Source organism: Nocardia sp. NBC_01329, assembly GCF_035956715.1.
GTDB lineage: Bacteria > Actinomycetota > Actinomycetes > Mycobacteriales > Mycobacteriaceae > Nocardia.
In genome coordinates, this window is record NZ_CP108381.1 from 2,189,449 (window position 1) to 2,203,631 (window position 14,183).

The window sequence follows — 14,183 nt, forward strand, 5'->3', positions numbered from 1 at the left end:
GAGGTCGCTCCTTCCAGAATTCCTTGCGCAGCCATAGCCGCGAAGGTAGTGGCCGGAGGGGGCTCTTGCCCACCGCAAAAGGCACTTCGAAATTGTGACGTTTGTTACGTACAAGTTTATTGGACATGCCGATTGGAGAAAACGTCCCGATCGCACCGCTGACCTGGGCCGTCTCCGAAGGCGCCATACCCGGTTCCGGGAGCGTTACACACCGCGTGTTCTGCGTTACACCGCCGCGTGTCCATCGCCCCCTGCTCTCCCGGACCCCGGTTATGGTCGGAAGTATGAGCACCGGCAGCACTTCGACAGCGCAACGTTTACGTCAGGCACTGGACGGGCCGTGGGGCGAGGTCCGGGAAAAGGCTCGCACCCAGCTCGCGGGGAAGGAGTACACCGCCGACCCTGATCTCGATCTGCCCGGGGCGCGGGCCCGGGTCCTGGAGCAGATGCGCTCACTGGCCGAACTGGGTTACGCCGAGCGGGGGTTCCGGCGGGAGAACGGCGGCACCGGTGAGCCCGGCGCGGCCGTCGTGGGGCTCGAGATGCTCGCCTACGCCGATCTCTCGCTCTGGGTGAAATCCGGAGTGCAGTGGGGGTTGTTCGGTGGTGCGGTGGAGAACCTGGGCAGTGAGCGGCATCGCGAGCACATCCGGCGGCTGATCTCGCTCGATCTGCTGGGTTGTTTCGCGATGACCGAATCCGGGCACGGCAGCGATGTCGCGAATCTGGAGACCACCGCGACCTACGACCCGGCCACCGAGGAATTCGTGATCCATACGCCGACGCCGTCGGCGCGCAAGGACTACATCGGGGGCGCGGCCGAACACGCGCGGATGGCCGCCGTCTTCGCACAGCTGCGGACCTCTTCGGGTGAGCACGGGGTGCACTGCCTGCTCGTTCCGATCCGCGACGAACAGGGCAACGACCTCCCGGGGGTCACCACCTCCGATTGCGGTCGCAAGGGCGGCCTGCCCGGTGTGGACAACGGCCGGATCGTGTTCGACCAGGTGCGGGTGCCGCGGGAGAACTTGCTCAACCGCTATGCCGATGTCGCGCCGGACGGGACCTACAGCTCCGAGATCGAGAACCCCAGCCGCCGTTTCTTCACCACCCTCGGCACGCTCGTGCGCGGCCGGGTGAGTGTCGGTGGCGCGGCGGCGGCCGGTGCCCGGGTCGGACTGAGTATCGCGCTGCGGTACTCGCTGAAACGCCGCCAGTTCGGCGATCCCGACAACGGCGCCGAAACCCTGCTGCTGGACTACCGGATGCATCAGCGTCGGCTGCTGCCGCTGCTCGCGCATTCCTTCGCGCTGTCGTTCGCACAGAACGATCTCGTCCGTCGCATGCATCTGGTGCAGACCGGCCAGGATCTGGCCGCCGGGGCGCAGCGGGCGCTGGAGAAACGGGCGGCCGGCCTGAAGGTGGCGCAGACCCGGCACGCCACCCGCGCGATCCAGGAATGCCGGGAGGCCTGTGGTGGCGCCGGATATCTGACTGAGAATCGCCTGGTCACACTGAAGGCCGATACCGATGTGTTCACCACCTTCGAAGGCGACAATGTGGTGCTCACCCAGCTCGTCGCCAAGGAGATCCTGACCTCCTACGCCGATGAGGTCCGGGATCTGGACGCGCTGGGTTGGGTCCGGTTCGCCGCGACGATGGCCGGGGACGTGGTGCGCAAACGGTCCGGGGTGCGTCAGCTCATCCAGACGCTGCGCGATCGCAGCGGAGAGAGCGTCGACGAGGGTGATCTCGGTCGGCGCGATACGCAGCTCGCGCTCTTCGCCGACCGCGAGGACTACCTCACTCGCACGGCCGCCCACAGGTTGCGGGCCCGTGCCGAGGAAACCGAGCCGTTCGAAGCGTTCAACAACGCCCAGGACCACATACTCGCCGCCGGTGCCGCCCATATCGATCGGCTGATCCTCGAGGCCTTCATCGAGGGCATCGCCGATATCGAGGACGAGGAGGCCCGCCGGCTCGCCGAGACAGTCTGCGATCTGTACGTGTACTCGATCCTGGAAGAGAACTCGGCCTGGTACATCATGCACCGGTTCATCTCGGTGGAACGGGCCAAAGCGATCCGGCGTGGAGTGAACGAACTCGTCGACCGGCTCCGCCCGGACGCGCTCACCCTCATCGAGGCACTGGGTGTTCCGGAATCCATGCTCGATGCCGCGATGCTGGACGACGCGAGCGTGTACGAGCGGCAGTAGCCGGTAACGGGACCCGGAGGTCAGCCGGACCGAGCCCTCGGGCGGCGCCCGGCATACACCGCCACCCAGTACAGCGCGACCGCCAGCGCGATACCGGCGGCGGCGCCGCCGACGATATCGGTGGCCAGGTGGTAGTCGAGCGCGATCATTCCGATACCGGCCCCGCACCAGGCGGCAGCCGCGAGCGCGATGATCACCGCCTGGGCCCGGACCGAACGCAAGAGCAGCACCAGCGTGGCGGCCACCACCACCAGATGCACTGTATGACCGCTCGGATACGCGAGATAATCGTGCAGCGGCCGGGACCAGAACGGTTTCAGCGCCCAAGCATTGATCGCGACCGCTGCCTCGGGCACCAGCACCACGGTCGCGGTCTCCCACCATCTGCGCTGCCAGGCGAACCAGGCGACGGCGCCGCACAGGATCGCCAGCACCACCCCGGTATCGGTCGCCAGCGCCAGCACTTCGGCGATCCAGGGCCGGGGGTCCAGCCGCGGATCCACCTGTTCGTTCACCGCGAGATCGAATGCCGTCGGCCCGCCGCCCGGTGGGAAGGACAGCGGGATCGCGGCGGCTACCGTGGCTCCGGCGGCAGCAGTGAGTGCGGTGGTGACGGGATCCGCAGTGTGCTCGGGGCCCCGGCTCCGCGGGCCGGTCGCGGGGCTGTCCGCTCCGGCAGCGGGCAGTCGGGTGCCGGAAGTGACCGGTGATTCCGGACGGTCCGTGTTCGCGCGGCGACTACGGCCGGGCCGAAGAGGGAGGTACAGCCGGCCGGCCCCCGTCGGCCGGTCCCTGACGTTCATGCCCGGCTCACCCCGGGCCGTAGGTGAGAAAGACAGTGATCACGAACCACAGCATCCACGCGATCGCGACGAACATCCCGAGCGCGAAGCCGGCACGCATGACCGCGCGGCCGAAATCGATATCGCCGACCTCGCGCGGGTACAGCCGCCACGGGCTGTACCAGGGAGACCGGAACCGCCGGGTTCCGAGTGACCGTTCGTACTCGGCGAGATCTTCCGCGTACTGTTCGGCTTCGGCCTGGGCCGGCCCGCCGTGCCACAGGGTGACATCGATGGGACCGAGGAACCCTTCTTCGAGCAGGCGCTGCGGCGCGGGCAGATACGGCAGCATTCCCATACCTCGGAAGGACACCGCGATATCATTGGCGGTCCAGCGGTGCGATTCCCGCTCGGCGAGGACACCGAAATAGTGACGCAGCCGGCTTCCGTCGTCGCCGAGGATCACATCGAAACTCGGGTCCTGTACCTTCTGCTCGATCTGTACCGGGGCGTTCTGCGGAGGCACCACCAAGGCCACTCCGTGCACCGCGCGCTGGCCCAGTCCTCGTGCGGCCAGCCAGGTCTGCAGGGCGAAGGTGTGTTCGCGGGAACGTTCCAGCGGCGAACGGTTGTCGCTGGTCTCCAGTTCGGCGCGGACGCCGTTGAGCGTCCAGTCGCCGGTCAACGGGACCTGCAGGGTGCCGCCGTGGGTGGACCGCAGGGCCGCGACATCGATGACCACACAACTGGTCGGGGTCCACACGACGGCATCGAAACGATAGGTGACGTTCTGATGGACCAGTCCGCAGTTCACCGTCGCGATTCCTTGCGGGCTGTCCGCGCCGTCCCAGCCGCTGAGCCAATCGATCAGGGCCCGTTCGGCAACGCTGTCGGTGCTGTTCTGTACCTGCACGAGCATGGTGACCGCCCTTCGCGTCCGAGCCGAGGCACATGTGGTTCGAGCCGAGGCTGTGGCGGCGCCGGCCGTGCGGCGCACCCCTCGAAACTACCGGTCCGGCTCCTGCGCCGGAAGTTTACCGGCGCGAACCGCCGCGAGTAGTTCCTCGTGATCGGCCTCGGTGCGGTCGGCGTAGCGCACCGCGAATTCGGCGATCGCCTCGTCGAAATCCTCGCCCTCACCCAGATAGCCGCTGATCAGCCGCGGGTCGAGGGAACGGGCGTGCGCGCGGGCGAGGAGTGCTCCGGCCAGCCGGCCGTAGTCGTCGAGATCGCCGGGTTCGAGTTCCTCGGGGGCGATTCCGCCCTTGAGGTTGCGGAACTGGCGGACGATGAACGGCAGTTCCTGGGTGCCCTTTCCGGTCGGGACGGACATGCTGGTCCAGCCGAGGAGGATATCGGTTTCGGTCTGAACCATCCTGGCGCCCTGTACGATTCGCTTACCCTCGTGTTTCGGCGCCGCGATGCCCAGTACCGGGGCCAGCGTCGACGGCGTCGCCTGTTTGAGCTGAAGGACGAGGACTTCGCCCGAATTTCCGTGCAGCAGTGCGACATAGCTGTGCAGCCCGACGCTGCCGGTACCGACGATCCGGAAGGCGATATCGGCCACCGCGAACCTGGCCAGCAGACCCTGCCGGGATTCGCGCAGCGTCGTACCGTAGCGCTCCAGGGCATCGATGGCGGCGTCCTCGACATCCTGGGCAACGGTCGTGAGGATCGGTGGATCGCTGACGAAGTGATGGCTCTCTATCCCGGTTTCGTGGTCGTCGATATGGGTCCATTTCTGCACGACCTTGTCGCTGTTGTTCTTACGGGCCTTCTTGGCGGCCTTCTTGAAGTTGTCCAGCAGGTCCTCGGCCTCGACACGATCCAGGATGGATTCGTCGGCGAGGGCCGACCAGGTCGTGAGAAAGGGGCTTTCGGCCAGTGCGGCGGCGACGCGGCGGTAGCTGCGGGCGGCGTCCGCGGCGGCAGTCCGGCATTCGTCCTCGTCGGCGCCGCCGACCCGGCCGGCCAGGACCAGGCTGGCTGCCAGCCGCTCCAGGTCCCATTCCCACGGTCCCGGGACCGTTTCGTCGAAATCGTTGATATCCATGACGATTTCACCGCGAGAAGTGCCGTACAGGCCGAAATTCCCGGCATGGGCGTCGCCGCAGAGTTGGGCGGTGAAACCGGTATCCGGGCTACCCGCCAGATCGGTGGCCATCAATCCGGCGGCGCCCCGGTAGAACGCGAACGGAGAGGCGATCATCCGGCCGATGCGCAGGGGGATCAGCTCATCGATGCGCCCCTTGTTCGATGCCTCGATGAATTCCGCCACCGACGGTCGCCCGTCGGTGCGGACCGTGCGGTCGCGGGCCGTGCGCGGCACCCGGTCGCGGACGGCCCGACCGCGGGCGAGCACGTCGTCGGCGGGGGTGTGGGAGCGCAGCGGGATACGACCTTCGGACACCCGGTAACGGTACCGACCCCGCGGATCGGCCGGGCTCACCCGGTCGTGCGGGCCGGTGGCCGGGGCCGGATCAGCTCACCCGACTCGATGATGAGATGGTTTCATACTCATTCTTTCATCGAATGACGCGGCGGGGTGTGCTGGCGTCACCCCACGCCATGCGGTAAGCACTGGCATGTGAAGAGCGATTCGGGAAGCGGCGGATCCGAGACGTCGGCGGCGGACCGTGATCCCGGTAGTGCGATCGGCGCGGTGCTGTCGGACCGCCTGCTCACCGTCCCCAACCTTTTGAGTGTGCTGCGGTTGATCGGCGTACCGCTGTTCCTCTGGCTACTGCTGGTGGAACATGCCGACGGGTGGGCGTTCACGCTGCTGATCCTGAGCGGGCTGACCGACTTCCTGGACGGCAAACTCGCCAGATTGCTGGACCAGTCGTCGCGGCTGGGTGCCCTGCTGGATCCCTTCGTCGACCGAGTCTTCTTGGTCACCACCTTGATCGCCTTCGCGGTCCGCGGGCTCGTCCCCTGGTGGGTGGCTGTTCTGCTGATCGCACGCGATGTAGTGCTGACCCTGACCCTCATCGTCTACCGCCGTCGCGACCTGGACCCGCCCGAGGTCATCTACCTGGGCAAGGCGGCCACATTCGCGCTCATGTCCGCGCTGCCGTGGCTGCTGGCCGGAGAGATGGACTGGGCCGGAAATGGTTTCAGCACGGCGTTCGGCGGGGCACTACTGATCTGGGGTACGGCCGTCTACGTGTGGACCGGCCTGCTCTACCTCGGCCGCGCCCTCGTCGTGGCGCGCCGGATTCCCCCGGCCCCGGCCGGAGGGCGTGCCGCACACGGCGGGGATACCGGCGCGGCAGATGACGGTGGGCTCGCATAGAGTTGCGGACATCGTGCACGACGACACGAGGAAAGGACACCACGTGAACCGGGCTCCGGAGGATCTGCGTTACACCGCGGAACATGAATGGGTGCGTCGGATCGAACCCACCCGGGTCCGGGTCGGGATCACCGATTACGCCCAGTCGCAACTCGGTGACGTCGTGTTCGTACAGTTGCCGGAATCCGGCGCCGATGTCGCCGCCGGGGACAGCATCGCCGAGGTCGAATCGACGAAGAGCGTTTCCGATATCTACGCTCCACTGAACGCGAAAGTCGTTGCGGTGAACCAGGAACTGGAGGCGAAGCCGGAAACGCTGAATACCGACCCCTACGGTGACGGGTGGTTGTTCGAACTCGAGGTGGACGATGCGTCCGCACTGGACTCGAGTGTCGCCGAACTGCTCGATGCCACGGGTTATCAAGGAGTTATCGGGGGCTGATCCAGCCTTCCCGGTTCTACCTGCACGGGTGCGGCCCGGCAGGGTACGGTCAATGCCAACGGATGTGCCGCCTGGAGTCGGGGCCGCCCAGCCACGTCTTATCGCGGCATCTGCCTGCATGGTTTATGAGGTTCGAGGAGGAGAGAAACGGTGAGCGAGAACAAAGACCCGGGTTACGGGGAGACCGCGGCCGAGACGACGTCGGTCTTCCGCGCGGATTTCCTGAACGAGGTCGACGCATCGCGCTCCGGCGAGCCGACCGGTGAACAGCCGGTGCAGGGTGTCGAAGGTCTTCCGGTCGGGGCGGCGCTGCTGGTCGTCAAGCGCGGCCCGAACGCGGGCTCGCGCTTTCTGCTGGACCAGCCCACCACGTCCGCCGGTCGTCATCCCGACAGCGATATCTTTCTCGACGATGTCACCGTCAGCCGTCGCCATGCCGAATTCCGGCAAGACGAGGATTCCTTCCAGGTCGTCGATGTGGGCAGCCTGAACGGCACCTATGTCAATCGCGAACCGGTGGATTCCTCGGAGCTGCAGAACGGTGACGAAGTACAGATCGGCAAGTTCCGGCTGGTGTTCCTCACCGGTCCGCGGACTCAGGAGGCCGGTTCGGCCGCCGGTGCGGGAAGTTTGTGAACAGCTGACGATCGGTGCGCCGGTCCGGGTGATCGGCGCTTCGGCATGAAAGACTCGAGATCATGACAGGCGCGGCGCAGCAGTGGGCGCACGGAGGGATGTCGATCGGCTCCGTGCTCGATCTGCTGCGACCGGATTTTCCGGATATCACCATCTCCAAGATCCGCTTCCTGGAGGCGGAGGGCCTGATCCGGCCGGAGCGGACACCGTCCGGCTACCGCCGGTTCTCGGTCGCGGACTGCGAGCGCTTGCGTTTCGTACTCACAGCGCAACGCGACCAGTACCTGCCGTTGAAGGTGATCAAGGAACAACTCGAGGCGATCGACAGCGGTGCCGCGACGCTCGGGGTGCGGGAAGCCCGCGCCCGAGCGCGCACCGCCCGGCCGGACGCGGGGCAGCCGATGCCGGACGACAGTACCGAGGAGATGGCGCCGCGGCCGCCGCGGCGGCTCGGTGTGCAACCGGGGCGCATCACCCCGGACGATTTCGAATTCGATCACGAGATCCGGGTGACCCGCGCGGACCTGCTCGACCGGGCCGGGATCGACGAGCAGTTCCTCAACGATCTGATCCGGGCGAATTTGATCACCCCGGGTCCGGCCGGGTTCTTCGACACCGACGCGGTCACCCTGGCGGCCACCGCCAAGGCCATGGCCGAATTCGGTTTGGAGGCGCGCCATCTGCGCGCGTTCAAACTCGCGGCGGACCGGGAGGCGGCGCTGGTGGCGCAGATCGCGGCGCCCATCGCCAAGAGTCGGGACGCCGGTGCCCGGGCGCGGGCGGAGGAGACGGTGCGCGAACTTGCCGCGCTGTCGCTGACGTTGCACGCGAGCCTGGTTAAGGCTTCGGTGCGCAACTCTCTGGGCGGATGATCCAGCCGTCCGATTTCCGCGGTGAACGGCCGGATCCGGCCTGACCTGCAGACGAGCCGCCGGCGGCTACGCCGGTGGCAACACACCGATTCCGGTGTTCGCCAGCGATCGCGGCGCCGCGCGAAATTCGCCTAGACTCGTAGTACGGCGAGCCCTGCAACGGCGAGGGCGGGCGGCCGGGGAGTATGGGAGGCAGTGCGATGAGCGAAATGCGCGTGATCGGCATCCGGGTCGAGCAGCCACAGAATCAGCCCGTCCTGCTGCTGCGGGAGGCGGAGGGCGAGCGGTATCTGCCCATCTGGATAGGGCAGGCGGAGGCTACGGCCATCGTGCTCGAACAGGAGGGCGTCACACCGGTCCGGCCGCTCACCCACGATCTGATCAAGATCCTGATCGCCGATCTCGGGCACACCCTCGAGGAGGTTCATATCGTGGACCTGAAGGAAGGCACGTTCTACGCCGATCTGGTCTTCGAGAACGAAGTGCGGATCTCGGCACGGCCGTCGGATTCGGTGGCGATCGCCCTGCGCGTCGGTTGCCCGATCTACGCGGCGGAATCGGTGCTCGAGGAAGCCGGTCTGGTGATGCCCGACGAACGCGAGGACGAGGTGGAAAAGTTCAAGGAGTTCTTGGAGTCGGTATCGCCCGACGATTTCAAAGCGACCGATAGTTGAGAAATCGCCCTTTTTTCTAGACCTCAACTACAGGTCGAGAGTGTTACCGCGCGTCGCATTTGGTTCGGCACTGCTGTGGCCGAGAGAATGGGAAGAGTAGCCTCATAGTCGACGCCGGGCCGCCGGCTATGGGCACTGATCGGCGGAGCAAGGGAGTAGTTCAGTGGCAGAGAATATGCGGGAAATGCGATCGGATGTGGGCCCGCCTCGGCGCTACGAAATACAACCCGGATTGTTCCCCGACGATTCGGTTCCCGACGATATGGTGGGATACCGGGTGCCGACGGCCTGTGAGGTCGCGGGGATCAGTTACCGGCAGCTGGACTACTGGGCGCGGACCGGCCTCGTGGTGCCCTCCATACGCGGGGCAGCGGGCTCGGGCAGCCAGCGGCTGTACTCCTTCAAGGACATCCTGGTCCTGAAAATTGTCAAACGGCTCCTCGACGCCGGTATTTCGCTGCAGAACATCCGTATCGCCGTCGATCATCTGCGCAGTCGCGGGGTACAGGATCTGGCGAATATCACCCTGTTCTCCGACGGGACCTCGGTATACGAGTGCACCTCACCGGAAGAAGTCGTCGATCTACTGCAGGGCGGCCAAGGCGTATTCGGGATAGCGGTGAACAGTGCCATGCGGGAGCTCACCGGAGCCATCGCCGCATTCCCCGCCGAACGCGCCTCCGAGGCCAGTGAACGCCCCGAGGACGAACTCTCCTACCGGCGTAAGGCTCGGCTGACCCGTAAAACCGGCTGACCCGTAAACCTGCTGGCGTCGCCCACCGGTCAGGGCAGGGGCGAGCATCGACACACACGGTCCGGGTGGGTGCTCTCGGGCACTGCCCACCGGGCTAGGATGAGCGGGCGTCGTAGCCGTGCGGGAGAGTCCCGGATCCCCGAGATCCGGGCGCCGAAGGAGCAGCACCTCCCCGTCAATCTCTCAGGCACCAGGACCGTGCGGGAACCGGCGCCTCTGGAAAGTGGTGGCTGCGGGCCACCCGCCCAAGGTGAAAGGCGACCGGACCCATCATCCGGTCGCCGAAGCTCTCAGGCGCCGCGACAGAGGGGGAGGGCCATCAGCCGACCGTGCCGGTCGGCCGCCCACCCAGGGAGCCGTGGTGACCCAGAACTTCGCAGATCGTCATATCGGACCGGACGACGACGAATTCGCGCGGATCCTCACCGCGATCGGTATCGCGTCGGCCGACGAATTGGCAGCCGTCGCGTTGCCTGCCGGGATCCGCGATGCCGACCCCCTGGCCGGACTGCCCGCACCGGGCACCGAACACGAGGTGTTGGCCGAACTCGCCGTGCTCGCCGAATCGAACCGTATCGCCACGTCGATGATCGGGCTCGGTTACTACGACACTCTGACCCCGCCGGTGCTGGTGCGTAATCTGCTGGAGAATCCGGCCTGGTACACCGCCTATACGCCTTATCAGCCCGAGATCAGCCAGGGCAGGCTCGAGGCGCTGCTCAATTTCCAGACCATGGTGACCGACCTGACCGGCACGGATGTGGCCAACGCGTCGATGCTCGACGAGGCCACCGCGGCCGCGGAGGCGATGACGCTGCTGCGCCGGGTCAACCGCCGTGCTCCTGCCCGCCTGGTGGTCGACCGTGACCTGTTCCCGCAGACCCGGACCGTGCTGGAAACCCGCGCCGAACCTCTGGGCATCGAAATCGTGGCGGCCGATCTGTCCGGGGGCGGGCTGCCCGACGGTGAGTTCTTCGGAGTGATCGTGCAGGTTCCCGGTGCGTCCGGCCGGATCGTGGATTGGTCGGCGACGATCGCCGCCGCACACGAACGCGGTGCGCTGGTTGCCGCCGGTGCGGATCTGCTGGCGCTCACGCTGATCACCCCGCCGGGGGAGCAGGGCGCGGACGTCTGTTTCGGGACGACCCAGCGTTTCGGGGTGCCGATGGGATTCGGCGGCCCGCACGCCGGATATCTGGCGGTGCGCGCCGATTACGCGCGCCAGCTCCCCGGCCGGCTGGTCGGGGTATCCAAGGATGCCGACGGCGCCACCGCCTACCGTCTCGCGCTGCAGACGCGCGAACAGCATATTCGCCGAGAGAAGGCCACTTCGAATATCTGCACGGCACAGGTGCTGCTGGCCATCGTCGCCGGTATGTACGCCTGCTACCACGGTTCGAACGGGTTGCGGGCAATCGCTCGCCGGGTCCACAGGCACGCGGCGGCACTGGCTGCGGCACTCGGTGATGCGCTGGTGCACGACAACTATTTCGACACCGTGCTGGCCAGGGTTCCGGGCCAGGCGGAAGCGGTGGTTGCCAAGGCGGCCGCGCGCGGCGTGAATCTGCGCCGAGTGGACGACGATCATGTCGCCGTCGCTTGTGACGAGGCCACCACTGCCGACCATATCGCCCTGGTGCTGGACGCCTTCGGTATCGCCCCCACCGAGCCCGCCGCGGCCGCGCTCGAGAATCGCACCTCCGAATTCCTGACCCATCCCGCGTTCACCCGGTATCACACCGAAACGGCGATGCTGCGGTATCTGCGTGCGCTGTCGGACAAGGACATCGCACTGGACCGGAGCATGATCCCGCTCGGTTCGTGCACCATGAAACTCAACGCCACCGCGGAGATGGAGCCGATCACCTGGCCCGGATTCGCCCGGCTGCACCCCTACGCTCCCGAAACCGATACCCCCGGTCTGCGGCGGGTGATCCACGATCTCGAGCGCTGGCTGGCCGAGATCACCGGATACGACTCGGTGAGTCTGCAACCGAACGCGGGCAGTCAGGGCGAGTACGCGGGCCTGCTTGCCATTCGCCGCTATCACCTGGACCGCGGTGACACCCGCCGCGATACCTGCCTCATTCCCTCGAGTGCGCACGGTACCAATGCCGCCTCCGCGGCGATGGTCGGTCTGCGGGTCGAAGTGGTGAAATGCCGGGCCAACGGCGACGTCGACCTCGACGATCTGCGGGCCAAGATCGCCGACCACGCCGAGCGGCTGGCCTGCATCATGATCACCTATCCGTCCACACACGGTGTGTTCGAGCAGGAGGTCGCCGAACTGTGCGCCCTGGTGCACGATGCCGGCGGCCAGGTCTATGTGGACGGCGCGAATCTGAACGCGCTGGTCGGGCTGGCCCGGCCGGGGCGGTTCGGCGGTGACGTCAGCCATCTGAACCTGCACAAGACCTTCTGTATCCCGCACGGTGGCGGCGGTCCCGGGGTCGGGCCGGTGGCGGTGCGGTCCCATCTCACGCCGTATCTCCCCGGCGACCCACTGGTCCCCGGTTCGCACGCTGTCTCGGCGGCCGAATACGGATCGGCATCGATCCTGCCGATCACCTGGGCTTATATCCGGATGATGGGAGCCGAGGGGCTGCGCCGGGCGACCCTCACCGCGATCGCGTCGGCCAACTATCTGGCGCGCCGCCTCAACGAGTATTTCCCCGTGCTCTACACCGGCGACAACGAGATGGTCGCCCACGAATGCATTCTGGATCTGCGCGATATCACCAAGCGCACCGGCGTGACCGTCGACGATGTGGCCAAACGGCTCGCCGATTACGGATTCCACGCACCGACCATGAGCTTCCCGGTGGCGGGCACGCTGATGGTGGAACCGACCGAGAGCGAGAATCTGGAAGAGCTCGACGCGTTCGCCGAGGCCATGATCGCCATCCGGCGCGAGATCGATCGGGTGGGCGCGGGGGAGTGGCCGGCCGAGGACAATCCGCTGCGCAATGCCCCGCACACGGCAGCGAGCTTGGTTCGCGAATGGGATCACCCCTACAGTCGGGAGGTCGCGGTATACCCGCTCGGCCTCGACCACGACCGGCCGAAGGTGTGGCCGGCCGTACGACGGATCGACGGTGCCTTCGGCGACCGGAACCTGGTCTGCACCTGCCCTCCCCTCGCGGCCTACGCCTACTGAGCCGGGAAACAGAAGCCGGCCGGGGGCGGCGAACCGGTTCGAGTACCGGCCGCGTTGTGCAGGCTGTGCGTGCGGCTGCTGAGTCCCTGCGCTCGCTCGCAGTCCGAGACCGCGGTAGGCGTTCGACGCCCGTTCCGGGCCCGCCTCTGTCGATTGTCAGTGCGGATCGTGGTCGAGCGCGGCGGTATCGGTTGCCGCCGCGCGCAGACGGTTCGTAATGATCTGCCGAGCCCGGTCGTATCGAAGGTTGTCGTCGAGCAGAGCGGCGTCCTCGGCGGCGACGCGAGCGAGGGCGTCGAGGACGAAGGCCAGGTCGGCCGGATCGATGTCGGGGCGTATCTGGCCCAGTTGCTGAGCCTCGGTGACGATGGTGGTGTAGAGGGTGTGCCAGTCCCGGCGCGCCGAGGCGAGGGCATCGCGAACCCGACCTGGCCGGGTGTCGAATTCGGGCGCCGTCGAGATGAAGAAGCAGCCGCCCTCGAATACAGGCTGGCGCGCGTAGTCCAGCCACGAGCCGGCCAGCGCCTCGACCCGTCGGATCCCGGCAGGCGCCTTCATGGCCGGGCGGATCACCCGGGCGGAGAACACGTCGATCGCCGCCCGTACCGTCGCCAGCTGCAGCTCCTCCTTGGACCCGAACTGTGCGAATACACCGCTCTTGCTGACCTCGAGTTCGGTAGCCAGGCGCCGTACGGACAGGCTTTCGAGCCCTTCCATCGAGGCTATGTTCATCGCCCGGTCCAGGATGACCTGCCGTGATCGGAGCCCGCGTTGCACCCTCTTGTCCATAATTCTAGTTTACTAGGACGGCTGTCCGGGTTCAGAGTAGGCGTTTCCGCGCGGTATCGCGCCAGGCGCCGAATCGGGCCGCCGCCGCGTCGGTCGACAGGCCGAGTTGTTCGCACATCTGGTGGAAGTCGAAGAAGAATCGCTCCTGCGCGATCAAGCCGTCGCGCACACGCCAGTGACATGCGAACGGCAGTGCGAAGCGGTGGCCGGTCGGTTCGATACCGGCCAACGGCCCCGCCATCGTGGCGCGGATAGTCCCGGCTCCGACGACGAGATCGTCGGTTTCGTGCAGGTATTCGAGTTCTACCGAGTAGTCGGGAAAAGCGCGGAAGAACCCGGTCAGATGCCCGGCTGCCTCGGTCCGGTTGCGGCTGACGACCCGGAACGGGACGGTCTCGAGTATCGCGTCGTCACGGCAGGCCGCCAGTGCGGCCGCGATATCGGCTCGTGACTTGGCCTCCGCATAGATCTGCACCGTCTCGATCGGTGTTCTCGTCATCGCAATACTCCAGATCTCGGGAAGCTGAATGGACAGTCGGACATCGTCTATGCCCTGAGATGTGCAT

13 protein-coding genes and 2 riboswitches are annotated in these 14,183 nt (G+C 66.7%); of the genes, 8 read left to right on the forward strand and 5 right to left on the reverse strand.

Features of this window, described 5'->3' with window-relative positions:
• The first annotated feature begins 284 nt into the window (after positions 1-284).
• Positions 285-2,216, forward strand: coding sequence for an acyl-CoA dehydrogenase family protein (locus OG405_RS10285; protein ID WP_327151391.1), 1,932 nt, complete (start codon positions 285-287; stop codon positions 2,214-2,216).
• A gap of 20 nt (positions 2,217-2,236) precedes the next feature.
• Here OG405_RS10285 and OG405_RS10290 read toward each other — a convergent pair whose 3' ends face one another.
• From OG405_RS10290 to OG405_RS10300, 3 genes are all read right to left on the reverse strand, one after another.
• Positions 2,237-3,019 carry a phosphatase PAP2 family protein gene (locus OG405_RS10290; RefSeq protein ID WP_327151392.1) on the reverse strand — a complete coding sequence of 261 codons (783 nt, stop codon included), beginning with the start codon at positions 3,017-3,019 and terminating at the stop codon, positions 2,237-2,239.
• Between the two features lie 7 nt (positions 3,020-3,026).
• Positions 3,027-3,917, reverse strand: coding sequence for an NERD domain-containing protein (locus OG405_RS10295; RefSeq protein ID WP_327151393.1), 891 nt, complete (start codon positions 3,915-3,917; stop codon positions 3,027-3,029).
• An 87-nt stretch (positions 3,918-4,004) separates the two neighbouring features.
• On the reverse strand, positions 4,005-5,408 hold the full coding sequence (locus tag OG405_RS10300) for a DUF2252 domain-containing protein (RefSeq protein WP_327151394.1): 1,404 nt from the start codon (positions 5,406-5,408) through the stop codon (positions 4,005-4,007).
• A 243-nt stretch (positions 5,409-5,651) separates the two neighbouring features.
• Between OG405_RS10300 and OG405_RS10305 the strand changes: the two genes are divergently transcribed.
• From OG405_RS10305 to gcvP, 7 genes are all read left to right on the forward strand, one after another.
• Complete coding sequence (locus tag OG405_RS10305) at positions 5,652-6,293, forward strand: CDP-alcohol phosphatidyltransferase family protein (RefSeq protein ID WP_327152294.1); 642 nt, start codon at positions 5,652-5,654, stop codon at positions 6,291-6,293.
• A gap of 43 nt (positions 6,294-6,336) precedes the next feature.
• On the forward strand, positions 6,337-6,735 hold the full coding sequence (gene gcvH, locus OG405_RS10310; RefSeq protein ID WP_327151395.1) for a glycine cleavage system protein GcvH: 399 nt from the start codon (positions 6,337-6,339) through the stop codon (positions 6,733-6,735).
• Between the two features lie 150 nt (positions 6,736-6,885).
• Positions 6,886-7,371: an oxoglutarate dehydrogenase inhibitor Odhl gene (odhI, locus tag OG405_RS10315; RefSeq protein ID WP_030520553.1), complete on the forward strand. Its 486-nt coding sequence runs from the start codon at positions 6,886-6,888 to the stop codon at positions 7,369-7,371.
• 62 nt (positions 7,372-7,433) lie between these two features.
• On the forward strand, positions 7,434-8,243 hold the full coding sequence (ftsR, locus tag OG405_RS10320) for a transcriptional regulator FtsR (protein WP_327151396.1): 810 nt from the start codon (positions 7,434-7,436) through the stop codon (positions 8,241-8,243).
• Between the two features lie 200 nt (positions 8,244-8,443).
• Complete coding sequence (locus tag OG405_RS10325) at positions 8,444-8,917, forward strand: bifunctional nuclease family protein (RefSeq protein ID WP_195054004.1); 474 nt, start codon at positions 8,444-8,446, stop codon at positions 8,915-8,917.
• Positions 8,918-9,092: 175 nt separating this feature from the next.
• Positions 9,093-9,671, forward strand: a complete 579-nt coding sequence (locus OG405_RS10330) for a MerR family transcriptional regulator (protein ID WP_327152295.1) — start codon at positions 9,093-9,095, stop codon at positions 9,669-9,671.
• 111 nt (positions 9,672-9,782) lie between these two features.
• A riboswitch (glycine riboswitch) is annotated at positions 9,783-9,880 on the forward strand.
• Positions 9,881-9,987, forward strand: a riboswitch (glycine riboswitch).
• A 45-nt stretch (positions 9,988-10,032) separates the two neighbouring features.
• Positions 10,033-12,828, forward strand: coding sequence for an aminomethyl-transferring glycine dehydrogenase (gcvP, locus tag OG405_RS10335; RefSeq protein WP_327151397.1), 2,796 nt, complete (start codon positions 10,033-10,035; stop codon positions 12,826-12,828).
• Between the two features lie 156 nt (positions 12,829-12,984).
• Here the strand turns inward: gcvP and OG405_RS10340 are convergent, their stop codons facing one another.
• Together OG405_RS10340 and OG405_RS10345 are read right to left on the reverse strand one after the other, a co-directional pair.
• Positions 12,985-13,617: a TetR/AcrR family transcriptional regulator gene (locus OG405_RS10340; protein WP_327151398.1), complete on the reverse strand. Its 633-nt coding sequence runs from the start codon at positions 13,615-13,617 to the stop codon at positions 12,985-12,987.
• A 31-nt stretch (positions 13,618-13,648) separates the two neighbouring features.
• Complete coding sequence (locus OG405_RS10345) at positions 13,649-14,116, reverse strand: ester cyclase (RefSeq protein WP_327151399.1); 468 nt, start codon at positions 14,114-14,116, stop codon at positions 13,649-13,651.
• Positions 14,117-14,183: the final 67 nt, after the last annotated feature.

Bases quoted from the DNA above. Each gene is read 5' to 3' on its own strand.
- OG405_RS10285 (WP_327151391.1), top strand. From the start codon at position 285: ATGAGCACCGGCAGCACTTCGACAGCGCAACGTTTACGTCAGGCACTG.
- OG405_RS10290 (WP_327151392.1), bottom strand. From the start codon at position 3,019: ATGAACGTCAGGGACCGGCCGACGGGGGCCGGCCGGCTGTACCTCCCT.
- OG405_RS10295 (WP_327151393.1), bottom strand. From the start codon at position 3,917: ATGCTCGTGCAGGTACAGAACAGCACCGACAGCGTTGCCGAACGGGCC.
- ftsR (WP_327151396.1), top strand. From the start codon at position 7,434: ATGACAGGCGCGGCGCAGCAGTGGGCGCACGGAGGGATGTCGATCGGC.
- OG405_RS10325 (WP_195054004.1), top strand. From the start codon at position 8,444: ATGAGCGAAATGCGCGTGATCGGCATCCGGGTCGAGCAGCCACAGAAT.
- OG405_RS10330 (WP_327152295.1), top strand. From the start codon at position 9,093: ATGCGGGAAATGCGATCGGATGTGGGCCCGCCTCGGCGCTACGAAATA.
- OG405_RS10340 (WP_327151398.1), bottom strand. From the start codon at position 13,617: ATGGACAAGAGGGTGCAACGCGGGCTCCGATCACGGCAGGTCATCCTG.
- OG405_RS10345 (WP_327151399.1), bottom strand. From the start codon at position 14,116: ATGACGAGAACACCGATCGAGACGGTGCAGATCTATGCGGAGGCCAAG.